Source organism: Pseudomonas sp. NPDC096925 (assembly GCF_044762545.1).
Lineage (GTDB): Bacteria > Pseudomonadota > Gammaproteobacteria > Pseudomonadales > Pseudomonadaceae > Aquipseudomonas.
The window spans coordinates 25,330-49,892 of sequence record NZ_JBIWEM010000003.1; the positions used below are offsets into that span (position 1 = coordinate 25,330).

A 24,563-nucleotide genomic window follows, 5' to 3' on the forward strand; every position below is an offset into this window, starting at 1 on the left:
TAATTCAATGACTTATGGGCTCATGGCAGCCCCGTTTCAGTGCCCGCCCTTCATCCGCCGTGCCACCAGGTAGATCCCCAGCCCGACCAGCGCCGTCGCTGCGCCGATGTAGCCGGTGCTGGTCCAGCCCATGCCCGCGGTAATCGCCATGCCACCCAGCCACGGCCCCAGCGCATTGGCCAGGTTGAATGCCGCATGGTTCGACGCCGCCGCCAGGCTTGGCGCTTCATGGGCAATGTCCATCAGGCGGATCTGCAACGGTGCCGCCAGGGCAATCATGGTCCCCACCAGGCCAATGCCCAGCAGCAGGCTCCACAGCGCCTGCGCGGCAAAGCTGAAGAACAGCAGCACGGCAATCGACCACACCAGCACCAGCCCCACGGCGCGGAACTGCAGGCGGTCGAACAGTTTGCCGCCGGCGATGTTGCCGACGATGCCGCCCACGCCGAACGCTGCCAGGCCGAACGGAATCCACTGCGGCGACACCTGGGTTACCTGCAACATCGTCGGCGCCAGGTAGCTGAACACACAGAACATGCCGGCAAAGCCGATCGAGGCGATGCCCAGCGCCATCCACACTTGCGGCAGGGTGAAGGCTTGCAGTTCCTTGCGCGGGTCGCTGCGCGTTTCATCGTGGCGCTGGGGCACGAAGCGCCAGACCAGGGCTATGGTGCACAGGGCTATCGCGCCGACCAATACGAACGCCGAGCGCCAGCCGAAATACTGGCCCAGCAAGGTGGCGACCGGGTTGCCGAGCAACATGGCCAAGGTCAGGCCCATCATCACCCGGGCCACGGCCCCCGCCCGCTGGTCTTTGGCCACCATGCTCGACGCCACCACCGCCGCAATGCCGAAGTAGGCGCCATGGGGCAGGCCGCTGATGAAGCGGAAGGCGACCAGGCCACCGAACGAGGGGGCGAAGGCGGTAGCCAGGTTGCCAAGGGCATACAGCGCCATCAGCAACAGCAGCATGTGCTTGCGCAACAGCTTGGCACCGATGATCGCCAGTGTCGGGGCGCCGACCATCACCCCCAGCGCATAGGCGCTGATGGCATGGCCCACCTGGGGCTCGCTCAATTGCAGGTTACTGGCGATGTCGGGCATCAGGCCCATGATGGCGAACTCGCCAGTGCCGATCGCAAAGCTGCCCAGCGCCATGGCGGCTTCCATCTTTGCGACGGTGGTTTTGCTAGGGAGGGGGGGTAATTCCTGAACTGACATCTGGATCCTTGTTGAAACATGCTGAAACGTTCAAGGCGGGATCATAGTCAATCCGTGACGGCGACGTCGAGGAAGGTGGCTGGCTTCCTCGTACGTCTGTCGGGAGCACATGTGGGAGCGGGCATGCCCGCGAAGAACCCTGCGCGGTGGATGGCACCGGCTGCGCCGGTGTTCGCGGGCACGCCCGCTCCTACAGGTATCGCGCAGATTTCCTTTGGGAGCGGGCATGCCGGCGAAAAGGCCGCAACGGGCTGGCTTCAACGCTCCAGGTAATGGGTCTGCGCGGCAAAGTCGATGAAGCGCTTGCTGGCCAGCGACAGGTATTCCCCCGAGCGCCAGCACAGCCTGAAGCTCATCAGCTGCGCCGGGCGGAACGGTACGCCGACGATGCCCGGCGTGCGCTGTTGCACCGAGCGCAGCAGGGTCGCCACGCCCATGTTGTCCAGCGCGGCCTGCACCACCAGCGATACGAAGTTGCTTTGCAGCGCCACCTGGTAAGTGATGCCATGTTCGGCGAAGAACGCGTCCAGCAGGTGGCGTTGCACGAAGGTGCGGTCGAACACCACCATGTCGGTATTGCGCAGGTCTTCGGCTGTAAGGAAGGCCTTGCCGGCATAGGGATGGTCAGGGTGCATGCACGCCAGCATCTCGTCGCTGCCCAGCAGGATCGATTCCTTGTCGGGCGGCACGCGCCTGGACTCTAGCAGTGCCAGGTCGATTTCCCGTTGTTCCAGGCGATGGCCAATGTCCTCGGCGCTGCCTTCGAACACGGTCATGGCTATGCCCGGGTACAGCTTGCGGAAGGCGTTCATCAACCCGGGCACATAGTGCAGGCCGAACATCGGCGGGATACCCAGGCGTACTTCGCCGCGTTTCAGGTCGGCCATGTCGCGCAGTTCCTGCCGGGCCACATCCATTTCGCGCAGGGCCGATTCGATACGTGGCAGGAACCGTTCGCCCTCGGCCGTCAGGATGACTTTGCGCGTGGTGCGGTTGAACAGGGTCACGCCCAGTTCTTCTTCAAGGCGGGTAACGGCCATGCTCAGTGCCGGCTGGGCGATATGCAGGTGCTGCGCGGCTTTGGTGAAGCTGCCTTGGCGTACGATCTCGACGCAGCAGCGCAATGCCTTGAGGTTCATTGAGGGGGGTTACCGTTCATAACAAACTGTGATGCCACGCATCATAACAATATATTTATTATTATTAACCAGAGGGCCTACGATGCGCGCCACTGAGACATCCTGCAACATCTCAGTCACGCAGCTTAATAAATCTGCAATCCCACAAAGATTTTGAGGTAGTACCCCAAATGGCCAAGGCCGCCGATGTCGTTGTGCAATGCCTGGAAAACGAAGGTGTCGAGTATGTGTTCGGCATTCCCGGTGAGGAAAACCTCGACCTGCTCGAATCCCTGCGCAAGTCGAAGATCAAGCTGGTACTTACCCGTCACGAGCAGTCCGCAGGTTTCATGGCTGCTACCTATGGTCGCCTGACCGGCAAGACCGGCGTCAGCCTGTCGACCCTCGGCCCTGGCGCCACCAACCTGGTCACCGCCAGCGCCTACGCCTACCTGGGCGGCATGCCGATGATGATGATCACCGGCCAGAAGCCGATCAAGAAGTCCAAGCAGGGCCGCTTCCAGATCATCGACGTGTGCGGCATGATGGACCCCATCACCAAGTACACCCACCAGTTTGCCTCGGCCGACAACATCCCGGCCCGTATGCGCGAAGCCTTCCGCCTGGCTGAAGAAGAAAAGCCGGGCGCCGTGCACCTGGAGCTGCCGGAAGACATCGCTGCCGAGCAGACCGACGCACTGCCAATCCCGCCAAGCCTGCACCGCCGTCCGCTGGCCGAGCACGTGGCGATCGACGCTGCCGTGCAAAAGCTGAAAAACGCCCGTAACCCGATCCTGGTGATCGGCGCTGGCGCCAACCGCAAGATGACCGCCAAGGTCCTCAAGCAACTGATCGACAAGACTGGCATCCCGTTCATCACCACCCAGATGGGTAAAGGTGTGGTCGACGAGCGTCACCCACGCTTCCTGGGCAACGCCGCGCTGTCGTCGGGTGACTTCGTGCACCGCGCCGTCGAAGCTGCCGACCTGATCGTCAACATCGGTCACGACGTGATCGAGAAGCCACCGTTCTTCATGGTCCGTGGCGGCACCGAGGTCATCCACATCAACTTCCGCTCCGCCGAAGTCGATGCCGTGTACTTCCCGCAGGTGGAAGTGATCGGCGACATCGCCAACGCCGTGTGGCAGATCAGCGAAGCGCTTAACGACACTTCGCACTGGGACTTCACCCGCCTGATGGCCATCCGTGAAGCCAACGAAGCACAGATCGCCGAAGGTGCCGACGACAACCGCTTCCCGGTCTACCCGCAGCGCATGGTCGCCGACATCCGTCGCGTGCTGCCGTCCGAAGGCATCGTTGCCCTGGACAACGGCATCTACAAGATCTGGTTCGCCCGTAACTACAAGGCGCACAAGCCGAACACCGTACTGCTGGACAACGCCCTGGCGACCATGGGCGCCGGCCTGCCATCGGCCATGGCTGCGCACCTGGTGCACCCGGACCGCCCGGTGATCTCGGTTTGCGGTGACGGCGGCTTCATGATGAACAGCCAGGAGCTGGAAACTGCGGTACGCTTGGGGATGCACATCACCGTGGTGATCCTGCGTGACGACGGCTACGGCATGATCCGCTGGAAGCAGGCGAACATGGGCTTCACCGATTTCGGCCTGGACTACGGCAACCCGGACTTCGTCAAGTACGCCGAAGCCTACGGTGCCAACGGCCACCGCGTGGAAAGCGCCGAAGGCCTGCTGCCGCTGCTCGAGCACTGCATCAAGACCCCGGGCGTGCACGTGATCGACTGCCCGGTCGATTACAGCGAGAACGACCGCATCCTCAACAGCGAGCTGCGTGAGCGCGCGCTGGCGGTGTAAGGCCTGACAGGTACGGCGCCACCTCAAGGCTGGCGCCGATCCCTTTCAGGTGCGGCCTTGTGTCGCGATGGGCCGCAAAGCGGCCCCAATGACGCTAAGGTCTTATCCCGCACCTGGCCCCACCGGTAATCAAGAATGACCCGCCCGCTGTTTGTTTCCATCGATGGGCCCAAGGGCACCGGCAAAACCACACTTCTGGAAGCCGTTACCAAGGCGCTTAGGGCTGACCACAAGAAAGTGATCCGGCTTTGCGAGAAAAAAAGCGACCCCTACCGGGGGGAAACCATGGCCCTCGTCAACCAACTGGCCAGAAACCCCTCCCGGGACCTGGAGCTGAGGGTATGCGAGCGCTTTGCCGAAAGCCGTGCCTGGATTTCCCGGCACGTGCTCCCCAGGCAGCCAGCGGGCAGTATCATCCTGATCGATCGCTGGTACCCGTCTGATGCCGCATTTCGCCGTACCGTGCCGTTCGACGAGATCCTGCGCCTGAACATCGAGCGATATGTGCAAGTGCCCGATTTGCACGTAGGCGTTGTCACGGCCCCCGACACCTCGTGGGCAAGGGCCGCGGCACGAACGCGTGGGTTGGGCAGTACGGTAATCCATAGCCTGGACGAGCAGGTTGCCTGTACCGAGGCGTTCGAGCGTGCGATTGCGGATTACGGCTGGGTTCTATGCCGTAATGAAGGGGCCATCGAGGATGCAACAAGGCAGGTCGTGGCCGAAATCGATAGCGTGCTTCGACCACGTCATCGACCGTGATGCTATCTCCGATGGCACAGTGGAGCAGTGCCGGTTACTGCGTCATGGGCATATCCATCATTGACGACTGCTGATCCATCATCTTCATCATCATGTCCATCATTCCGTGATCCATACCCATGCCACCCTTGGCTCCTGACATTCCCATGCCCGAGCCCATGCAGCCAGCGGCATGGTGCTTGCTCATCATGGCCATGCTTTCCTTCATTGTCTGCATACCCTCGTGCATGGCGGCTTGCCGCTCGGCGGGGGTCTTCGCTGCGGCGGCTTTGTCATGAGCAACCTGCATCTTGTGCATTTGTTCGCTCATCGCCTTGTTCATGGCCGAATCGGAGGGTGTACTGGCGGCTGGCGCGCTGGTAGTGGCATCGCCAGCGTTTTGCTTTTCATCGGCATGCGCCATGAGTGCACTACCGGCCAGAACAACAGCAAGCATCAATTTCAATTGCGATTGCATGGTGAACTCCACGTATCCGGATATAGATGGCGTGCCGCAAAGGCCTTGGTATGCCTGGACGTTTTAAGTGTAGGCAGCCAGTTGGTCGCTGGTTTGACTTGAATCAGGCAAGTGGTCCATCCGGTTCTCACATATTCTGTGCCTCGTCAGTACATAGTCAGCCCAAGCCACATTGTCCCGAGGATGATGATCTGTGCTGGAACGAGATAACGCGCAAACCGGAAACCGCCATTGCTGAGCGCCAGCACACATTTGGTCAGCGTGTTCCCGGTCACGGCCATCATGCCTGGAACCACAACATCGGCTACCTCCAGCCGTCCGGCCTTCACTAGCGAGGCCACCGACGCAGTTGCTGCGTGGGCATCACCCAGCCCGCTGACGAATGCCGCAATGCTGACGCCGTTGTGGCCCAGGTGCTGAAGAAGAAACGCTGAGAACAGGGCGACGCCGGTCAGGGCAAGCGTGATTATCAGTGCGGTCCAGAGACTGAAGGCACCGTTACCCTGATGTGCCGCGGAACCGCCAGAAGCGGCACGCCAAGGTGCCAGCAGTAATATTCCGTAAACCACCGTGACCAATGCGCCAAGCCCGATCGATATCACGAAAGGGCTCAGCAGGTGCCGGTCGATGATAGTCAGCACCAAAGCGAATTGCGTAATGCTGGCAAGGTTGGACAGCACCGCCGCTGCTGCGAAGGATCTGACTGCAAGTTTTTGTTGCCGCGCTTCACGGGCCAGCAGCGCAATGGTGGCCGTGCCTGAGGCAAAGCCTGACGCTATTGCGCTCAAAGGCAAGCCATATCGAGGGCCCATCAGGCGCATGGCGATATGGCCCACTGCACCGACAGCCATCAGCAGGACGACCAACGTGCAGATCGTGCGCGGGTTGAGCACGCTGTAGGGGCCCAGGAACCGGTCCGGCGTCAACGGCAGTACCACGAGTGCAACCGTCAGCAACATCAAGCCATCGCGCAGTTCTTCTTCACTCAGCTGCTGCAGTACGAAGTGATGAAGCTCACGCTGCATGGCCAACAGCACCGTCAGTACCACGCCTACCGCTGTAGCAAGCTCGGGCTCGTTCAGGCTCAGCGCGCCCAGAGTCAGCACCAGCAGCAGAGCGATTTCGCTGGTGACCTCAGGATCTTTGTCGGCATGCTTGCGGTAGTGCATGCAGAGCATCAGTACCAGGCCCAGACTGGCGACCCCGACCAGCATCGGGCCTGCCAGCAACATGCTGACGTAACCCAGCAGGGCGGTGATGGCGAAGGTCCTGAGTCCGGCTGCGGCATGGTCTTCGTTGCGGCCTTTCTTGCGTTCGCGCTCAAGCCCTACCAGCATGCCGATGCCCAGCGCCACGGCGCCGTGTCCGACATTCAGGGTGTCGAGCATGGTGCCTTCAGGCCGCTGCCCCGGCATTCCCTGCACAAGGTCACCAGCGGTTTCAGGTAAATCGGATTTGCCACGCACGATGAAACAGACTGACCAAGAAGCGCGACTTTCAGTTGATCGGGCATTTTCAGGCCTCCTCCGGGCATCGGAGATTGGCAAAGCGCAAACAGCGAATCTTCATGACACCATCGCGCAGATAGCCGGTGCATGCGCTCTTTGTCGCCATGGCGCGCCTGCGAAGCAAGAAATCATTGTCGATATGCCAGTAGCGTGCTCCGTTAGCGGCTAGAAGCCTTGATCCGCATCAAATTCCCGCGCCATCCAGAATGCCGTTTATCTGCGCGGAAGCGGGCAGTTGACAAACATCAAATTTGCAAAAGGTGAGTGGCAGATGCTCCAGGTACGTACCGCAACCGCAGAGGTGTGCCATGGAAAATCCACAAAGACTGCTGCTGTTAGCGTCAGCCCTGATGCGGCGGACTCCGGTCTATGATCGCGCAGCAGCGCTGGCCAAGGCCAAGGGCATGGCGCTGCACATTGTGGCGTTCGATTATCTGGAAGGGCTTGCCACGGCGGGTCTGGTCAATGACCAGGCGCTGGCTGTCATGCGCGAAGGCTATGTACAGCAGCACCGTGACTGGCTGGAGTCCCAGGCGCTGTCGATGCGGTGCAATGGTGTCACGGTCACCACGGAAGTGGTGTGGGTGCAGCATCCACTGGACGAGATCCTCGCGCACTTGCGCGAGCAGCCTTTCGCAATGCTGATCAAGGAGCTCGAGCATGAGCCCTGGTGGATGCGCGCCATGTTCACGTCACTGGATGTTCAGCTACTGCGCGATACACGCATCCCGTTGCACCTGGTACACAACGCCAGCCATGCGCTGCCGCGAAAGATCCTTGCAGCCGTGGACCTGTCCAGGCCTGAAGATCAGTATGAGGGCTTCAACGACCAGATCATCAGTGAAGCGCTGAAGTTGGCATTGCAATGCAATGCCCAGATCGAATTGCTATATGCCTATGACCTGGGGTCGATGTATCTGGACGCTGGCGGCAGCCGGGAACACTCGTTCCTGTTCGACTCGAATTCCGCCCGAACCCTTCATGAGGCCCAGAGCGAAGCTTTCCAGTCGCTTGCCGAGCGCAATGGCATCGCCGCCGAACACCGCCACATGCGAATAGGCGATCCAGCCAAGACCCTGGCGGTGTTCATGGATAACAATGATATCGATGTGCTGGTCATGGGCAGTTATCACCACCATGGCATCGGCTGGTTTATCGGCAGCACGGCGGAACGGGTGATGCATCGTCTGTCCAGCAGCGTACTGGTTATTTCACCGGAGCATTCCCAAGGCTGATCTGGCTGTACGTGCTCGGTCACCTGCATGGATCGTGGTCGTGATCCCGGTTGCGCCACCGGAAACCCTGGACGTGATGCACCGCGAAGTGGATGAACTGGTGTGCCCGCTGGTACCGGAGCGGAAATACAGTTTCGTTCCATGCCCTTGCACTGACTTGACAGTTGTCAATTGCTCGGCTGGCAGCTGCTTTTCGCTGTCAAACTGAGGAAAAGAACGGTCCGTACAGGCCCTGGCCGCTTGTTGTATTGGCGTGCCTGCGGTATTGACCACAATCAGTCAGCATTTGAGATGGCTCAGAAGGTACTGCAGGGTCTCGCGCTGCCACGGATTATGCGGGCAGCCATTGACCATCAGGTCGTATTCACAGCGATTGGCATAAGCGCTGAGCAGGTGACATTACCCTTCGTCGGTAGCCCGGAAAACACTGAGCGTAGCGGCTAATTTTGAATTAATGGTCGCATGAAAAAAACCTGAGGCGTCACCATGTCAGGCCCTGTAGATATGGGGGCAAGGCCCCATGTGAAGTGCCTTGCGTGTTCGTTGAGCCGCCTTTGCTTGCCCGCTAGCCTCAGTGCTGACGAAGTGGACCAGCTGGAACGTATCGTGCGCCGTAACCGTCCGTTGAAGAAGGGCGCCTATCTGTTCAAGGCCGATGAGCCCATGGAGCATGTATTTGCCCTGCGCTCGGGGGCCATCAAGAACTTCCTGCTTGATGCCGAGGGCAACGAGCGGGTCACTGGCTTCGTCCTGCCGGGTGAGATGCTGGGGCTGGACGCTATCGGTGCGAGTCATTATCGAAGCTACGCGCTGGCGCTTGAAGTTTCTCTGGTCTGCTCCATCCGGCTGGATCAGCTGGTTGATCTGTCAGGGCAGATCCCTGGCTTACGCTACCAGCTACTGCATATGCTGAGCCTGGGCATCCAGGGCAAGGATGAACACCTGCGGTGCTGCCATGGGCGGGCCGATCAACGGTTGTCGATATTCCTGTTGGGTATGTCGGCGCGCTACCATGACCGCGGATTGAGGGCTGATGTTTTCAATCTGCCCATGTCCCGTAGCGATATCGCAAACTACCTGGACCTCACTCAGGAAACCGTCAGCCGGTTGTTCACCCGGTTCATCGAGGCAGGGTTCATGCAATGCGCAGGGCGCGAGGTACGAATTGTCGACCAACAAGGGCTGCTCAACCTCAGCCGGCTGGAGGAACCCATTTAAGCGCCACGAGCACCCTGTCATAGCGCGTTGCACAAGCCCACCCAATGGCGACTGGGTACTCCAGGCAGGGTAGGGCTCATGGTCTGTTCGCAGCCGGATGCGCTGTGGCTGCGATGGAACTTCACGTGTCCGCCAAACGATTGAACCACCGCTATTTGGCTTTCCAGTACTTCTGCATTTCCAGGAACAGGAACGAAGCTGTCCAGGTGATCAGCACCAGGCCGGTCAATGCCTGCAGGCCAGTGAGGTATTTGAGGTGCCCGGTAGGGGCGATGTCGCCGAAGCCGATGGTGGTGTAGGTGGTGAAGGAAAAGTACACGCAATCCAGGAAGCTGCCATCGAAATTGCCACTGAGCGTGCCCCAGCCATCAGCGTGAGCCATCAGGTAATAGGCCAAGGCAAAACACCAGACCTCCAGGGCATGGGCCAGCAGCGCGCCGAACACACCCGCGACTATTCGGAATCGGCTCCACAATTTCAGCTGCGGTAGCCAGTCATTCAGACGCAGCAAGCATTCGTAGTGAATGATTACCACCAGTATGACCACCAGCATGTTGATCAATGTGACGATGAGCATGGTCGCTATCCTGATCAGGAGCGGAGCGTCATTTGGCTGTGTCGAGTAGCGGGTAGGTGACAGGTTCCTTGACCAGCGGCAGCAGCGCCGGGAATTCTTCGGGGGTGATGGTCTCCTTGGCCAGTAACAGGCGTGCTCCGGCGTCGAGATCTGCCCGGCGCTGTTCGAGCAACACCCGGGCACGGCTGTAGGCCTCTTCCAGCAAGCCACGAATGCCCAGGTCGATCTCCCGTGCGGTCTGTTCAGAATAGTCCTTGCGCTCCTGGCGCAACACTGACTCGCCCAGATAACCGGCCTGCTGCCGCTCCAGCACCGCCTGGCCCAGCTCCGCGCTCATGCCGAAGCGCGTGATCAGCTGCCGGGCTATGTCAGTGGCGCGCCCCAGGTCGTCGGCGGCACCGGTCGAGACCTGGCCGAATGCCAGGTTTTCGGCAGCGCGCCCGGCCATCATCACGACGATACGGTCACGGAGCATCTGTGCGCTGATCAGGAAACGGTCATCGGTGGGCCGTTGCAGGGTATAACCCAGCGAGCCAGCGGCGCGGGGGATGATCGAGACTTTGTGCACCGGGTCCATCGCTGGCAGGCTGCTCGCCGCCAAGGCGTGCCCCATTTCATGGTACGCGACCACTTGACGTTCATCGTCGCGCAGCACGTTGCCCTTGCGTTCCACACCCGCGACCAGGCGCTCGACGGCAGCAGTGAAGTCCTGCAGTTCGACCCACTGGCTGGCACGCCGCGTGGCGATGATGGCCGCTTCGTTCACCAGGTTAGCCAGGTCTGCACCGGTCAGGCCTGGCGTGATTTCGGCAATGCGCTCGCAGTCCAGGTCGTTCTTGTAGACGATCTTGTGCAAGTGCACCTTGAGAATCGCCAGGCGACCTTTGCGGTCGGGCCTGTCGATGAGAATCTGCCGATCGAACCGTCCTGCGCGCAGCAGCGCCGGGTCCAACACTTCGGGGCGGTTGGTTGCCGCCAGCAGCACGACGCCTTCGCGCGCGTCAAAGCCATCCAGTTCGGCCAGCAGTTGATTGAGCGTTTGCTCCTTCTCATCATTGCCGCCAAGGCTGCCAAGCCCACGCATCTTGCCCAAGGCGTCCAGCTCATCGATGAAGATGATGCAAGGCGCCGCCTGGCGTGCCTGGTCGAAAAGATCGCGAACCCGCGCAGCGCCCACGCCCACGAACATCTCGACGAACTCCGACCCGGAAATGGAAAAGAACGGGACCGCCGCTTCGCCAGCAATGGCCTTGGCGACCAAGGTCTTGCCGGTACCGGGAGGACCGACCAGCAACGTACCCTTGGGCACGTGAGCGCCAAGGCGGGCATACCACGCCTTGTTCTTCAGGAAGGCGACGATCTCGGTCAGCTCATCCTTGACGTCGTCTATACCGGCAACATCGGCAAAGGTCACCTTGATATCGCGCTCGACATAGACGCGGGCGCGTGACTTGCCTACACCCATCAGCCCGCCCAGGCCCTGTTTTTCACCAAGCCCATGGAACAGGAAGTACCACAAAACAAGCATCATCAGCAGTGGCATGAACCAGCCCACCGTGGTGGCCAGCGCGCTGTCCTCGGCGACGCCGGTAAACACCGCCCCCGATCGCCCCAGCTGCTCGCTGAGCACCGGGTCGATACGCACCGTGGAAAACAGCGAATGTCCATCGATGGGTTCCTGCAGCCTGCCCAGGATGCGGTCGTGCTCGATGCGCAGGTCGTTGACTTTCTGCTGTTCCAGCAGCTGTAAAAACTGACTGTAAGGAATGGCCTGCACCGCCGGCCGGTTGAACAGGCCGAGTTGAACTGCGGCCAGCACCGACAGCCCGATGGCCAGGAAATAGAATTTCCATGGCTGACCCTTGTTCATGGTCATCCCTCCTCTGGGCTGAGTACCAGGTTGCGCAGTTCCAGGTCGCTCATGATGAGCTCCAGCATCAGATCCAGTAGTGGGTTGGAATGCCTTGAGCCCTTTTTCTACGCTCCAGCGTTGTTGGGCGATTGACAAAGGTCAAGGTGACGCGCTGACAGATACCTCATGAGATTGATAAATGTCAGGCTGCCGCGGGCGGTGCTGTCGATACTCAGGATGTCTTGGGCACGCGAAAGGGCATCTACATGCAACGCTATCTGCTTGTCGGATTGACGAGCCTGCTGCTGGCATCCTCCCTGGGATGTACGCGTTGGCCTGCCGAGGAATACGATGCACGTCTGGAGTCGGCTGAAAACAACGCGGCGACCGCCAGGCTGCGAGCCGACCAGGTCTGCTACCGGATCGATCTGGTCGAGCAGACCGCCAACGAGGCGCTGCGCAGGGCTACCCAGGCCGAGGACCAGATCCAGCAGTTGCTCCGCCAGGCCAAGCACAAGTAGCCGCCATGTCACGTCGATGGCTAGACCCGGTCCTGTTGCTGGTGTGCGTTCTGGCCTTGCTGGCCGGTGGGCTGGCCTATGCGGCGCAACAGCCCGCCTGGGCCTCTGTGATCTGGGCCGGTGGCAGCGCGATCATGGCAGTGGTGCTGGCGGTGGAGATGACTCAGCGCCTGGCCAGACGCGAGGCGGGCATCGATCTGATCGCGCTGATGTCTATCGGCGCAGCCTTGGCTCTGGAGCAGATGCTGGTGGGGGCGGTGGTCGCACTCATGCTTGCCACCGGCCGTGCGTTGGAGGTGCTCAGTTTGCGTCATGCCGAGCGCGAGTTGCGCGCACTGATCGACAGGGCTCCCCAATGGGCCTGGGTTCAGGAGCACGACAGGCTGCGAGAGGTGCCCGTGAGCGAAGTCCGGCCTGGCCAGGTCGTGCTGGTACGACTTGGTGAAGTGGTACCGGTGGACGGACGCCTGCAGACGGAACAGGCGACCCTCGACGAGGCCGCGTTGACTGGCGAATCGTTACCCGTCACCCGCCATGCTGGCGAGTCCGTGCCCAGCGGTGTGATCAACGCGGGCGCGCCGTTGCTGTTGCTGGCCACGCACACCGCCGCGCAGAGCACCTACGCCGGCATCGTGCGTCTGGCCGAAACAGCACGCCAGTCACGAGCACCCTTCGTGCGCTTGGCCGACCGTTACGCGCTGGCGCTCATTCCGCTGACGCTGTTCATCGCCGCGCTGGCTTGGTGGGCCAGTGGCGATGTGCAACGGGTGCTGGCTGTGCTGGTGGTTGCCACGCCTTGCCCACTGATACTGGCAGTACCGATAGCCATTCTGTCAGGTATTTCCAGAGCCGCGCGGCGCAACATCCTGGTGCGCGATGGCGAGGTGCTGGAAGCGCTGGCCGGGATCCGTCATGTGTTCCTCGACAAGACCGGCACCCTGACCAGCGGCCATGCCCAGTTGCAATCGATCGAGGTCAAAGGAGAGGGGACGCCTTTGCAGATCTTGCAACTGGCCGCGTCGTTGGCCCAGGCATCCACCCATCCGATTGCCCAGGCGATTGTTCACGCTGCACGCCTGCGCAATCTGGCGCTGACACCTGCACAACAGGTACAGGAAAGCCCTGGCCTGGGGCTTGCCGGCAATGTGCAGGGCAAGGCCGTCCGCTTGGGGGCCCTGGCTTACGTGCGCAATGGCACAGACGATGGCAGCTGGGCTCAGGCGCGTTTACAACAACTGGACTACCTGGCCAACAGTGGCAGTTTCGTGGCGGTCGACGGTGCGTTGAAAGCTGTGCTGCGGCTTGCCGACGACCTGCGTCGGGAAACACCCCAGACCTTGCGTCTGCTACGTGCCCGCGGCATCGACAAGATTGTCATGCTGACCGGAGATCGCCCGGAAACGGCCGAGATGATTGCTCTGACAGCGGGCATCGACGAACTTCGTTCAGGGCTTTCTGCGCAGGACAAAGTTCGCCTGGTCCAGCAAGGCTGCCGCAGTGCACCGACGCTGATGGTCGGTGATGGCATCAACGATGCGCCGGCGTTGGCTGCAGCCGATGTTGGCGTTGCCATGGGTGCCACTGGTGTGACTGCCTCGGCGCAGGCCGCCGGTGTGGTCTTGCTGGTCGACAGGCTCGATCGGTTGGTCGAGGTACTGGATATCGCCCGGCATGCCGTGCATATCGCCCGGCAGGGGGTATGGGTGGGCATGAGCCTGTCATTGCTGGCTATGCTGGTCGCCGCAGCCGGTTACCTGCCAGCATTGATGGGGGCGGTGCTGCAGGAAGGTATCGACCTGTTGATCATCATCAACGCCTTGCGCGCGCTTGGTCCCTTGGCGAACCGACGGCACAACGTGCTCTCCGTGGAAGACCTGAACCGGATGCAGGATGAGCATCGGGAACTCGACGGGCTGCTGACGCAGCTTAGCCAGATGGCTTGCGACTTCGCCAGGCGCCCTGTCGTGCAGGCTCGGGCCGACCTGCGCGAGCTGGTCGGTGCGCTGCACGACCTACTGGAGCGGCACGAGCGCGACGACGAACGCCGCTTGTATCCGGCGTTGAGCCGTTTCATTCCCGGCGAAGATCCACTGTCTGCAATGAGCCATACCCATCGGGAAATCTTTCGGCTCATCCATCTGCTGTCGTGCATGAGCCGGGATTTCAGCCGGGCGGCCGACAGCCCGAGCGCCGACGATATCCAGCACCAACTCATCCGTCTGGATACTCTGGCCAAGCTGCACTTTGACCAGGAAGAAGCCTTGTATCGATATCTGGATCGCCGCTGAGCAGCGCTTCAGCTGCCCTGATGGGTTGACAAAAATCAAGCATCAGGGGGGTGGAAGCGAGATGCTGGCAGCATCCGCGATCAGTCCTGACCTGCATGGGAGGCGACGTCATGCCCCACAGCAAAATCCTGTTCCGTTCCGCCGCGCGGGAAAAAATTCTAAGTGGTGCCACTCAGCTTGCCGATGCCGTACGCGTCACCTTGGGGCCAAAATCCAAATCGGTGCTGATGCAGAGTAGTTGGGGGAGGCCGACCGTCTGCAACGATGGGGTGACCATCGCCAAGCGGGTCGATCTGCAGGACCCGGAGGAAAACCTCGGCGCCCAGATGTTGCGCCAGGCGGCCGAGCGTACCGGGGAGGCGGTGGGCGATGGCACCAGCACCGCGACTATCCTGGCCCACGCGATCCTGGCCGATGGTGTACGTAATGTGGTGGCAGGGGCCAGTGCCATTGACCTGAAACGTGGCCTGGACAAGGGGCTGGCATTGGTCATGAAATCGCTGCTGGCGCAATCACGCCAGGTCAGCACGCTCAAGGAAAAGGCCCAGGTGGCGACCTTGTCGGCGCATAACGACCCGTTGATCGGTCAGTTGGTCGCTGATGCCCTGGAGAAGGTCGGGGTCGAGGGCGTGGTCAGCGTGGAGGAATCCAAAACCACCGAGACCGTGGTCGACATCATGGATGGCATGCGCTTTGACCGAGGTTATGTGTCTCCTTACTTTGTGACTGATACCGAAAAGATGCAGGTAGAACTGACCGATGCTTGTGTCTTGCTTTGCGACCACAAGATAGGCGCACTCAATGACTTGCTGCCCTTGCTGGAGCAAGTGGCGAAAAGCGGCCAGCCGCTGGTGGTGATCGCCGAGGACATTGACGGCGAGGCGCTGACCACGTTGGTGGTCAACCAGATTCGCGGGGTTCTGCGAGCAGTGGCGGTGAAGGCTCCCGGCTATGGCGATCGGCGCAAGGAAATGCTGCAGGACATCGCCGTGCTCACGGGGGCGACCCTGGTTTCAGCGGAGCTTGGCGTCAATCTCGATACGCTGCAGTTGTCCCAGCTGGGCCAGGTGCACCGTGCGGTGGTGTTGAAAGACAGCACGGCGCTGATCGGGGGCAAGGGAACCCAGCAAGCCGTGGCGGCACGGATCGCGCAAATCCGGGTTCAGATCGAGGCCTGCACCAGCGATTATGACCGGGAAAAACTTCATGAGCGCCTGGCAAGGCTTGCTGGCGGCGTGGCAGTGATACGTGTGGGCGCACCCAGCGAAACGGAGATGAAGGCGCGCAAGGATGCGTTGGATGACGCCTTGGCCGCCACCCGTGCGGCTATTGCCGAAGGCATAGTGCCAGGCGGTGGTCTGGCCTTGCTCGAGGCCGTGCCTGCGCTGCTCGCCGAAGAGGCAGGTAGTGAAGGCGATACGCGCACTGGCCTGCAAATACTGCGGCGGGCGCTGGAGGCTCCAGCGCGAATGATCGCCGAAAATTCCGCAGTCGACGCGGGCGTGGTGGTGGCACGCATGCTCGCCGAATCGGGCAGTATCGGTTTCGATGCCGCGGCCAACGCCTACGTGGACCTGTATGAAGCCGGGATTATCGACCCCACCAAAGTGGTGCGCATCGCACTCGAGAACGCCGTGTCGGTCGCCAGTATCCTGCTGCTGACCGAGGCAACCATGACCGACATCCCCGAAAAGACACCGCCTTTGATGCAACCCCCCTCGCCTGAGTGATCAGGCGAACCGACCGTTGGAGGCAACCATGAGCCACTATCAACGCCTGCTGCTGATCCTGCATCCGGCATTGCGTCAGTCCAGTGCTTTGGAGCAAGCTGCCGCCCTGGCCAGGTCAAGTTCGGCCAGCCTGCATATCGTCGGCCTGCTGGAGTCGCTGGATAAACTCAGGTTCCTGGAGACAGGTGATCGTCTAGCGGAGCGGCAGGCCTACCTGCAATCCCAGCAGCAACAGCTTGAAAGCCAGGCGCAAGCGCTACGCGCTTCGGGCATGCAAGTAACGAGCGAAGTTGCCTGGAGTAGCGATCTGCAGGCAGATATTCTGGAGCATGCGCTGGAAATGCAACCGGATCTGTTACTCAAGCAGGTCGATCACGAGCCGGTACTCAAGCGAGCTTTCTTTACCCCATTGGACTGGAAGCTGCTGCGCCATTGCCCGATCCCGGTCTATCTATTGGGGGCTGCCAGGCCCGCTATGCCACGGCAGATAGTGGCGGCAGTGGACGTAGCGGATTCGTCACCTGAGGGCGAGGCGCGCAATGACAGCATTGTCCAGCAGGCCAACGCCTTGGCCGTGCAGACTGGAGCGCAACTGGATCTGCTGCATGCCTGTGACCTGACGATGGCCTACATGGGCGATATGGGCTACTCCATGTGGGCAGTCGGCGATGTTGGCGAACAGTTGCGGCAGACCCTCGAGGCTGACTTCACGGCGCTGGCCGACCGTTATGGTGCCCCGGCCGAACGCCGCCACTTCGTCCTGGGCCGCCCGGTCACCGTGCTCAGCGAGTACGTGGAGACTCACCCTGTGGACGTCATTGTCATGGGCAGGCCTTTTGCAAAGGGGCTGGACCGGCTGTTTGGCAGCACCACCGAGCACGTTTTGTACCAGCTATCCTGCAATATTCTGGCCGTGTAGGGCCCTGGGCTGACGAAGTGCGCGATTCGCTGCAGTTGCCGTTCGATGAGCTGGCCGATGCCCACGGCATCCCCCGGGATAATCTTGAATTTATTCTGTTTGTGTTGAAACTTCATCGTTCTCTATTCCTGTTGCAGGGAGAAACACGATGGCAATTGATTTGCTGGCCTTCACGCCATGGTCCGCTCTGGCCGGTGGTGCGTTGATCGGGCTGGGGGCTGGTTTGTTCGCGGTGATGAACGGCCGTATTGCGGGAATCAGTGGATTGCTTGGTTCGATGTTGCAGCGAGGCGGGGAAGGGCGCAGAGAAAAGCTGGCCTTTCTCTTGGGATTGCTGGCAGCACCGCTGTTGTGGGGGATATTTGCCACGCTGCCGTCCCCCCGCTTCACCACGGCATCTGGGACCCTCATCATGGCAGGGCTGTTGGTAGGCCTCGGCACGCGCTACGGCAGCGGTTGCACCAGCGGCCACGGCGTTTGCGGCCTTTCTCGCCTGTCACCACGTTCGGCCGTGGCAACGCTGTGCTTCATGGCAACCGGTTTTGCCACGGTGTATGTCGTCCGACACCTTGTACAAGGGGGCTGACATGCCTGTCATCAGTGGGTTTATCGCCGGGGTGCTGTTCGGCGTTGGGTTATTGCTGGCGGGGATGGCCGACCCTTCCAAGGTGCTCGGTTTCCTCGACATTGCCGGAGAGTGGGACCCTTCGCTGGGGCTGGTGATGATCGGGGCCATTGCTACGGTTTGGTTGCCGATGCGCTGGGCGCGCCGACATTCAACGGCATTGCTGGGTGGGGTGATGCAGTTGCCCGAGCGACGCGATGTGGATCGCCGTCTTATTGGTGGCAGCCTGGTATTCGGCGTTGGCTGGGGGCTTGCGGGTATCTGCCCGGGGCCGGCACTGGTTCTGCTGCCTGCCGGTTACTGGCAGGCCTGGCTGTTCGTCGCTGCGATGCTGGTAGGCATGACATTGTTCCAGTGGATTCAGACACGCCGTGACACCTGACTCCGGGATTGTCTGAATAAACCGCTGTATGTACGTACCCTGGTGGGTTGCTGCATCATGCCTGGCCATTTACCGCTCAAGGAAACAGCGATGATCAAGCCCGGCGATACACTGCCCGACGTAACGCTTTACGAGTACAGCAACGGAGAGGGCGCCTGCGCGATCGGCCCGAACGCGTTTTCCCTGCACGAACGCTGCAAACAGAAAAAGGTAGTGATTTTCGGCTTGCCAGGTGCCTTCACGCCTACCTGTTCGGAGCGGCATGTACCAGGTTACGTGGCTGCGGCACAGGACCTGTTCGCTGCCGGGGTTGCCGAAATTCTCTGTGTTTCAGTCAATGATGCATTCGTCATGAATGCCTGGGGCGTGAGCCTGCAGGTGGGCGAGGAGGTCAGGATGATTGCCGATGGCAACGGTGAATTCAGCGAGGCGCTGGGTCTGTTGCAGGACCTCTCTGCGCGCGGCATGGGCCGACGTTCGCAACGCTATGCCATGTTGGTCGACGATCTGGTGGTCAAGCACATTGCGGTCGAAGCACCCGGCAAGTTCGAGTGCAGCGATGCCGCAAGCATGTTGGCATTGCTGCGTTAGTTCCTGAGCCCTGAAGGCATGCGCGGTTCCGGTGGGAGATTGCGCAAGCGATCCTCGTACCCTGTGGGAGCGGCTTTAGCCGCGAAGACTCCAACGCGGTGCATGGCACCGGCTGCGCCGGTGTTCGCGGGCACGCCCACTCCCACAAGGAACGCGCGGGGTAACGGCTACGCAGCAAAGTCGGTAGAGAGGGACAGGTCCCGCCACTGGGCCAGCTCTTGCTCCACTGCGCTGTTCTTGGCCTCGATGCGCGCGACGGCATCGCTGCCCAGCGCCAGGCGCAGTGGCGGGTTCGCTGCATTGGCCACGGCCAGCAGGGCTTCAGCCAGCTTTGCAGGGTTGCCCGGCTGGGCATGGTTGGCCGCCTCGGCGTAGTGGCGCATGACACCGACGGTGGCCGCGTAGTCAGGCAGCTCAAGGGCCGTCTTCACCAACGACTGGTCATCCAGGAAGTCGGTACGGAAGAAGCCCGGCTCGACCACGGTCACCTTGATCCCCAAGGGAGCCAGTTCCTGGTGCAGCGCTTCGCTGATGCCTTCGACAGCGAACTTGGTCGAACCATACACGCCCCAGCCCATGTAGGCCTGGTAGCCGCCGAGCGACGAGATGTTGATCACGTGGCCACTGCGTTGGCGACGCATGTGAGGCAATACCGCACGGGTTACATTGAGCAGCCCGAAAACGTTGGTGGCGAACAACCGTTCGGTTTCGCTGGCGCTGGTTTCTTCTACCGCACCGAGCACGCCATACCCGGCATTGTTGACCAGCACGTCGATTTGCCCGAAATGCCTGATGCCAGCTGCGACCGCTGCATGGGCGTCCTCTTCGCGGGTCACATCCAGGCGCACGGCCAGCAGGTTCGGGTGCTGGCCAAGACGAGCCTGGATGTCCTCCGGGTTACGCGCCGTTGCAATGACGGCGTCACCCGCTGCCAGGGCCTGTTGGGTGATCAGGGTGCCGAAACCGCGGGAAGCGCCAGTAATGAGCCAGGTACGCATGTCAACTCCTCCTGTATCCGACCCTGCACCATGCGGGCCTTCTTGATGAGTTGAACGAACTTTAAAATCTGTGGATTGCTGTGATAATCCCATGAATATCACATGGTCCTTTGAGTGAATTTCAGCAATGAAACCAACCAGCACCGCAGACCTGTCTCTGTTCCTGTGCATTGCCCGCCACCTGAATTTCAGCCGCGCGGCGGTCGAGCTGGGCCTTACGCCTTCGGCCTTGAGCCATGCGCTGCGGGCCCTGGAAACCCGCCTGGATGTTCGCCTGTTCAACCGCACCACGCGTAGTGTGGCGCTTACCGAGGCAGGGGAGCGTCTTTATCAGAGGCTGCAACCGGCCTTTCGTGACATCGCCGACGCGCTGGAGGACCTCAACAACTTCCGCGACAAACCGTCGGGCAACCTGCGCATTACCGCCGGGCGCGCCGCAGTGGAACTCGCGCTGCTGCCCCTGGCCAATCGTTTTCTGGCGGCGTATCCGGATATACGCCTGGAAATCGTCAGTGACGATGCGTTGGTGGACATGGTGGGCACCGGCTTTGATGCCGGCGTGCGCCTGGGGGAGCGGCTCCAGGCGGATATGGTTTCGCTACCCATCGGCCCTAACCTTCGTTCGGTCGTGGTAGCGGCGCCTGCGTTCTTCGATCGGCATCCTGTTCCACAGCACCCGCAAGACTTGAAGCAACTGCCTTGTATCGGGCACCGCTTTCCTGGTGGCGCACTTTATCGATGGGAGTTCGAGCGCGGGGGCGTGCAGCTGGAGGTCGATGTCCAGGGGCCCTTGGTATTGAGTGATGTCAGCCTGATGCTGACGCCTGCCTTGCAAGGGGTCGGCCTGGCTTATGTGTTCGAAGACATGGTCAAGGAACACCTGGAGCGTGGCCATTTGCAGCAGGTGCTGGGGGACTGGTGTCACTACTACCCGGGGCTGTATCTGTACTACCCGAGCCGCCGCCAGGTGCCCGCGGCGTTGAAGGCCTTTATCGAGTTCGTACGGGAGCAGCACTAGCCGGACGTCTGGCTGGTCGCCCGGGCGTGCGACAGGCCGTCATGCACCTTGGCGGTCGATATCGCGGCGCAGTACGACCGAAGTGGTAATGTCATCCACTGATTCGTGGCGTGCCACATTGTCCCGTACCTGGTTGAGGTCATCGATGGTTCGGGTCTCGACTTCGACCACCAGGTCGAGCTGGCCGCTCACCGAGGACACGCGGCGCACACGTGCGTCGGTTGCCAACTGGTCGAGCAGCCCCATGGCCGGGGTGCGATGCAGCGTTACCAGCAGGATCGCGCGGATCACGTTCGCATCGATTTCGCCGATGTCCGCGCGATAACCACGAATGATCCCATTGCGCTCCAGGTTGGATACCCGCTCGGTAGTGGCACTTCTGGAAAGGCCGATCCGGCCAGCCAAGGCCTTCATGGCAATGCGAGCGTCCTTTGAAAGTATTTCCAGAATCTCACGATCTTTTGCGTCCAGGTCGCGCATTGCAACACCTAATCAGCACACCGTTTTTATGCCGGCGAGAACCGGCATTATGCTTGTCGATCACGACGGTATGCAGGGTGTCCGTTTCGGCCGTGCGTGACAAGCTATTGAAAAAACTATTTGCTCGCACGGAACGTGATGACATGACAGACCTATCCCACCCGGCACCTCGGTTTTCGGCAGGCGATGCAGAGGGCCTTGCCCAGGAACTCTTCAACGTCACCGGCATCGCAACACCTCTGGACGGGGAGCGTGATTGCAACTACCGCCTGCGCACCGGCGTTGATGCAGGCTGGATTCTCAAGATCGTCAATGCCAGCGAGCCCAGGGTTGAAAGCGAGTTTCAAACCGCGCTGCTCGACCACCTGGCGGTTCAGGGCGCTCACCTGGGGGTGCCTCACCTGAAGGCAAGTGTTGCCGGCGACTTTCTGCCAACCGTGGCCAGTGCCACTGGTGAAACGCACGCTGTGCGCCTGGTCAGCTGGTTACCCGGGACGCCACTGGCAGAGGCCAAGCGGTCCTTCGAGCTGATGAGGAACTTTGGCCGGGCACTGGGTGAACTCGACCGCGCCCTGCAGGGCTTCATGCATCCGGGTGCAGTTCGGCAGCTGGACTGGGATTTGCGCCATGCCGCAGGAGCCCGTTCACGCCTGCATTTCATCCCCGGTGCGGAGCGTCGGGCGATTGTCGAACGGTTCATCACCCGGTTCGAACAAAGCGTACAACCCAGGCTGGCATCGCTGCGCGCCCAGGTGATCCACAACGACGCCAACGACTGGAACATACTGGTCGACGCCGAAACCAACCGTCAGGTGACCGGCTTCATCGACTTCGGCGATGCAGTGCATACCGTGCTGATTGCCGAAGTGGCGATTGCCAGCGCCTACGCCATTCTGGACATGGACGATCCTGTCGGTGCTGCGGCTGCGTTGGTGGCCGGCTTCCATGAGACGTACCCCCTGCAGCCAGAAGAAATCGATGTGCTGTTCAACCTGATCGCCATGCGCCTGGTCATCAGCGTCACGTTCTCTGCTTCCCGGCATGATCAGACAGCAGACAACCCCTACCTGGCGATCAGTGAGGCACCCGCCTGGCGCCTGCTCGAACAGCTGGATTCGATCAATCCAAGGCTGGCCACCGGCATTCTGCGCAAGGCCTGTGGTTTCGATGCCGTCGAGGGCGCGGGCGCTGTTCGCCGCTGGCTTGCGGATAACCACAAGTCCTTTGCCGACCTGGTGCGACCGTCAGCTGCAATCCTTGGCAAGGTGATTGCCCCATTTGGCGACGCTAACCATGAAATGACCCTTGCTTCGGCCGAACAACGCCCTGCAGATGCGGCCTGCTGGTGGGATGAGTTCTCCGCCGCGCACCAGGTGCCGCTGGCGATCGGGCCGTGGGGCGAGCTGCGTAGCATTTATACCGGTAGCGCCTTCGAGTCACGCTTCATCAAGGGCCAGCGCCGTACACTGCATGTCGGTGTCGACCTGGTGATGGCCGCAGGTACGCCGTTGTACGCCCCCGTCGCCGGCACCGTCAAAAGCGTTGAAGTCGAGCGCGACCCGCTGGGCTATGGCGGGTTGGTGATGATCGAGCACGCGCCACCGGGTTGCCCGGCATTCGTGACTCTATGGGGGCACATGGCCCATGAGGTGCTCAAGCGCTTGAGCGTCGGCGACAGGATCGAAGCCGGCGAGCTGGTTGGCTACATGGGCACGGATCATGAAAACGGCGGATGGATTCCGCACCTGCATCTGCAAATAGTGACCGACACCCAGCTGACGGCGGGCGAAGTCATCGGGGTGGGTGAGCCAGAATACCGCGAAGTCTGGGCCGATTTGTTCCCTGACGCATCGATGCTGGCCGGTATCCCGCCCGAAACCTACCACCAGGAAGGAATGACGAAGGCACAGCTCATCTCCAGGCGTAAAGAGCTGCTGCTGCCTAACCTGTCGATTTCGTACACCGACCCGATCAAGTTCGTGCGTGGCGATGGCGTGTGGCTGATCGACAACTTCGGCCGGGCCTACCTGGACTGCTTCAACAACGTCTGCCACCTGGGCCATAGCCATCCCGACGTGGTAGAAGCCCTGGCGCGCCAGGCTGCGCGGCTCAACACCAACACCCGTTACCTGCACGACAACATCGTCGAGTACGCCGAGCGCCTGACGGGAACCCTCCCTGAGGGCCTGTGCGTTGCGTCCTTTGCCTGTTCGGGCAGTGAAGCCAACAGCCTGATGCTGCGCATGGCACGTAACTACACAGGCCGTGACGAGGCGATCGTACTGGACTGGGCTTACCACGGCACCACCCAGGAGCTGATCGACCTGAGCCCGTACAAGTACAAGCGCAAGGCAGGCAAGGGCAGGGCGGCGCATGTTTACGAGGCAATGGTCCCGGACAGCTACTACGCCCCTGAAGACTGGCCAGCGGCAGAGCATGGCAAGCGCTTTGCCGAGTCCGTGGCCGAGCAACTGCAGGCCATGCGCAAAGCCGGCAAGGCGCCTGGGTTCTTCCTGGCGGAGTCCATCCCGAGCGTGGCGGGGCAGGTGTTCCTTCCCGAGCACTACCTCAAGCAGGTATACGCCATGGTGCGCGCCGAAGGTGGGTTGTGCCTGGCCGATGAGGTTCAGGTCGGCTTCGGCCGCGTGGGTAGCCATTGGTGGGCGTTCGAGACCCAGGGCGTGGTGCCGGATGCCGTGTCCATGGGCAAGCCGATTGGCAACGGCCACCCGATGTCGGCGGTAGTGACCACGCGCGAGGTTGCCGATGCCTTCAACAACGGCATGGAATATTTCAATACCTTCGGCGGCAACCCGGTGTCGTGCGCGGTGGGGCTGGCTGTGCTCGACGCAATCGAACGTGACCAGTTGAAAGAGAATGCCCTGAACGTTGGCAACTACCTGCTCGACGGTTTTCGCAAGCTTCAGCAGCAGTTCGATGTGATTGGTGATGTGCGCGGGCTGGGCCTGTTCCTTGGCATCGTGCTGGTCACTGACCGGCAGTCTAAGGCGCCGGCTACGGCGCTGGCCAGGAGGGTGGCAGACGGTGCCAGGGCGCGTGGCGTGTTGATCGGCACCGAAGGCCCGCATGACAACGTGTTGAAAATGCGGCCGTCAATGATCTTCAGCCGGGCCAATGCGGACTTCCTGCTGGAGGTGCTGAAAGACAGCTTTATCGCGGCGACGCTTGAGCAGGCCTCTGCTGTCGACTGAGCATAGTTGGCCGGGT

21 protein-coding genes and 1 pseudogene are annotated in these 24,563 nt (G+C 61.2%); 14 read left to right on the forward strand and 8 right to left on the reverse strand.

The window, feature by feature from the left end; translation table 11 throughout:
• Positions 1–36: 36 nt before the first annotated feature.
• Both ACIQYU_RS10715 and ACIQYU_RS10720 read right to left on the reverse strand, forming a co-directional pair.
• Positions 37–1,221, reverse strand: a complete 1,185-nt coding sequence (locus ACIQYU_RS10715; protein WP_402799575.1) for an MFS transporter — start codon at positions 1,219–1,221, stop codon at positions 37–39.
• 257 nt (positions 1,222–1,478) lie between these two features.
• Entirely contained in the window at positions 1,479–2,360 is an 882-nt protein-coding gene (locus ACIQYU_RS10720) for a LysR family transcriptional regulator (protein WP_207837349.1), read from the reverse strand.
• A 170-nt stretch (positions 2,361–2,530) separates the two neighbouring features.
• Here ACIQYU_RS10720 and ACIQYU_RS10725 point away from each other — a divergent pair, with 170 nt between their 5' ends.
• Positions 2,531–4,174 (forward strand): acetolactate synthase large subunit, encoded by a 1,644-nt coding sequence (locus ACIQYU_RS10725; RefSeq protein WP_340573755.1) that lies wholly within the window; start codon positions 2,531–2,533, stop codon positions 4,172–4,174.
• Between the two features lie 135 nt (positions 4,175–4,309).
• On the forward strand, positions 4,310–4,936 hold the full coding sequence (locus ACIQYU_RS10730; protein WP_402799579.1) for a dTMP kinase: 627 nt from the start codon (positions 4,310–4,312) through the stop codon (positions 4,934–4,936).
• Between the two features lie 34 nt (positions 4,937–4,970).
• On the opposite strand, the gene ACIQYU_RS10735 is transcribed toward ACIQYU_RS10730, so the two are convergent.
• Positions 4,971–5,393: a hypothetical protein gene (locus ACIQYU_RS10735; protein ID WP_402799581.1), complete on the reverse strand. Its 423-nt coding sequence runs from the start codon at positions 5,391–5,393 to the stop codon at positions 4,971–4,973.
• Positions 5,394–5,539: 146 nt separating this feature from the next.
• Positions 5,540–6,781: a DUF4010 domain-containing protein gene (locus ACIQYU_RS10740; protein WP_207832113.1), complete on the reverse strand. Its 1,242-nt coding sequence runs from the start codon at positions 6,779–6,781 to the stop codon at positions 5,540–5,542.
• Between the two features lie 428 nt (positions 6,782–7,209).
• Here ACIQYU_RS10740 and ACIQYU_RS10745 point away from each other — a divergent pair, with 428 nt between their 5' ends.
• From ACIQYU_RS10745 to ACIQYU_RS10755, 3 genes and pseudogenes are all read left to right on the forward strand, one after another.
• Positions 7,210–8,136 carry a universal stress protein gene (locus ACIQYU_RS10745; RefSeq protein ID WP_402799584.1) on the forward strand — a complete coding sequence of 309 codons (927 nt, stop codon included), beginning with the start codon at positions 7,210–7,212 and terminating at the stop codon, positions 8,134–8,136.
• A 4-nt stretch (positions 8,137–8,140) separates the two neighbouring features.
• Positions 8,141–8,269, forward strand: a pseudogene (locus tag ACIQYU_RS10750) (phosphoribosyltransferase); the annotation flags it as partial.
• Positions 8,270–8,622: 353 nt separating this feature from the next.
• Positions 8,623–9,354 carry a helix-turn-helix domain-containing protein gene (locus tag ACIQYU_RS10755; RefSeq protein ID WP_207832109.1) on the forward strand — a complete coding sequence of 244 codons (732 nt, stop codon included), beginning with the start codon at positions 8,623–8,625 and terminating at the stop codon, positions 9,352–9,354.
• A gap of 151 nt (positions 9,355–9,505) precedes the next feature.
• Here ACIQYU_RS10755 and ACIQYU_RS10760 read toward each other — a convergent pair whose 3' ends face one another.
• Together ACIQYU_RS10760 and ftsH are read right to left on the reverse strand one after the other, a co-directional pair.
• Positions 9,506–9,931, reverse strand: a complete 426-nt coding sequence (locus tag ACIQYU_RS10760; protein WP_207832107.1) for a potassium channel family protein — start codon at positions 9,929–9,931, stop codon at positions 9,506–9,508.
• Positions 9,932–9,959: 28 nt separating this feature from the next.
• Positions 9,960–11,801 (reverse strand): ATP-dependent zinc metalloprotease FtsH, encoded by a 1,842-nt coding sequence (gene ftsH / locus ACIQYU_RS10765; RefSeq protein WP_207832105.1) that lies wholly within the window; start codon positions 11,799–11,801, stop codon positions 9,960–9,962.
• Positions 11,802–12,049: 248 nt separating this feature from the next.
• Here ftsH and ACIQYU_RS10770 point away from each other — a divergent pair, with 248 nt between their 5' ends.
• The 7 genes from ACIQYU_RS10770 (at position 12,050) to ACIQYU_RS10800 (ending at position 18,839) form a co-directional block, all read left to right on the forward strand.
• On the forward strand, positions 12,050–12,304 hold the full coding sequence (locus ACIQYU_RS10770) for a hypothetical protein (protein ID WP_402799587.1): 255 nt from the start codon (positions 12,050–12,052) through the stop codon (positions 12,302–12,304).
• A gap of 5 nt (positions 12,305–12,309) precedes the next feature.
• Positions 12,310–14,592, forward strand: coding sequence for a heavy metal translocating P-type ATPase (locus tag ACIQYU_RS10775; protein WP_207832100.1), 2,283 nt, complete (start codon positions 12,310–12,312; stop codon positions 14,590–14,592).
• Between the two features lie 110 nt (positions 14,593–14,702).
• On the forward strand, positions 14,703–16,322 hold the full coding sequence (groL, locus tag ACIQYU_RS10780; RefSeq protein WP_402799590.1) for a chaperonin GroEL: 1,620 nt from the start codon (positions 14,703–14,705) through the stop codon (positions 16,320–16,322).
• 28 nt (positions 16,323–16,350) lie between these two features.
• A complete protein-coding gene (locus ACIQYU_RS10785) occupies positions 16,351–17,241 on the forward strand; it encodes a universal stress protein (RefSeq protein ID WP_207832098.1) in 891 nt (296 codons plus the stop codon).
• A 148-nt stretch (positions 17,242–17,389) separates the two neighbouring features.
• The gene (locus ACIQYU_RS10790; protein WP_207832096.1) at positions 17,390–17,827 is read left to right on the forward strand and encodes a YeeE/YedE family protein; all 438 of its coding nucleotides are present in this window, start codon (positions 17,390–17,392) and stop codon (positions 17,825–17,827) included.
• A gap of 1 nt (position 17,828) precedes the next feature.
• Positions 17,829–18,248 (forward strand): DUF6691 family protein, encoded by a 420-nt coding sequence (locus tag ACIQYU_RS10795; RefSeq protein ID WP_207832094.1) that lies wholly within the window; start codon positions 17,829–17,831, stop codon positions 18,246–18,248.
• 90 nt (positions 18,249–18,338) lie between these two features.
• Positions 18,339–18,839: a peroxiredoxin gene (locus ACIQYU_RS10800; protein WP_207832092.1), complete on the forward strand. Its 501-nt coding sequence runs from the start codon at positions 18,339–18,341 to the stop codon at positions 18,837–18,839.
• Between the two features lie 167 nt (positions 18,840–19,006).
• Here the strand turns inward: ACIQYU_RS10800 and ACIQYU_RS10805 are convergent, their stop codons facing one another.
• On the reverse strand, positions 19,007–19,837 hold the full coding sequence (locus tag ACIQYU_RS10805) for an oxidoreductase (RefSeq protein ID WP_207832090.1): 831 nt from the start codon (positions 19,835–19,837) through the stop codon (positions 19,007–19,009).
• 127 nt (positions 19,838–19,964) lie between these two features.
• Between ACIQYU_RS10805 and ACIQYU_RS10810 the strand changes: the two genes are divergently transcribed.
• On the forward strand, positions 19,965–20,855 hold the full coding sequence (locus ACIQYU_RS10810) for a LysR family transcriptional regulator (RefSeq protein ID WP_207832087.1): 891 nt from the start codon (positions 19,965–19,967) through the stop codon (positions 20,853–20,855).
• Between the two features lie 39 nt (positions 20,856–20,894).
• On the opposite strand, the gene ACIQYU_RS10815 is transcribed toward ACIQYU_RS10810, so the two are convergent.
• Complete coding sequence (locus tag ACIQYU_RS10815) at positions 20,895–21,335, reverse strand: Lrp/AsnC family transcriptional regulator (protein ID WP_207832085.1); 441 nt, start codon at positions 21,333–21,335, stop codon at positions 20,895–20,897.
• A 143-nt stretch (positions 21,336–21,478) separates the two neighbouring features.
• Here ACIQYU_RS10815 and ACIQYU_RS10820 point away from each other — a divergent pair, with 143 nt between their 5' ends.
• Complete coding sequence (locus ACIQYU_RS10820) at positions 21,479–24,547, forward strand: aminotransferase class III-fold pyridoxal phosphate-dependent enzyme (protein ID WP_207832083.1); 3,069 nt, start codon at positions 21,479–21,481, stop codon at positions 24,545–24,547.
• Positions 24,548–24,563: the final 16 nt, after the last annotated feature.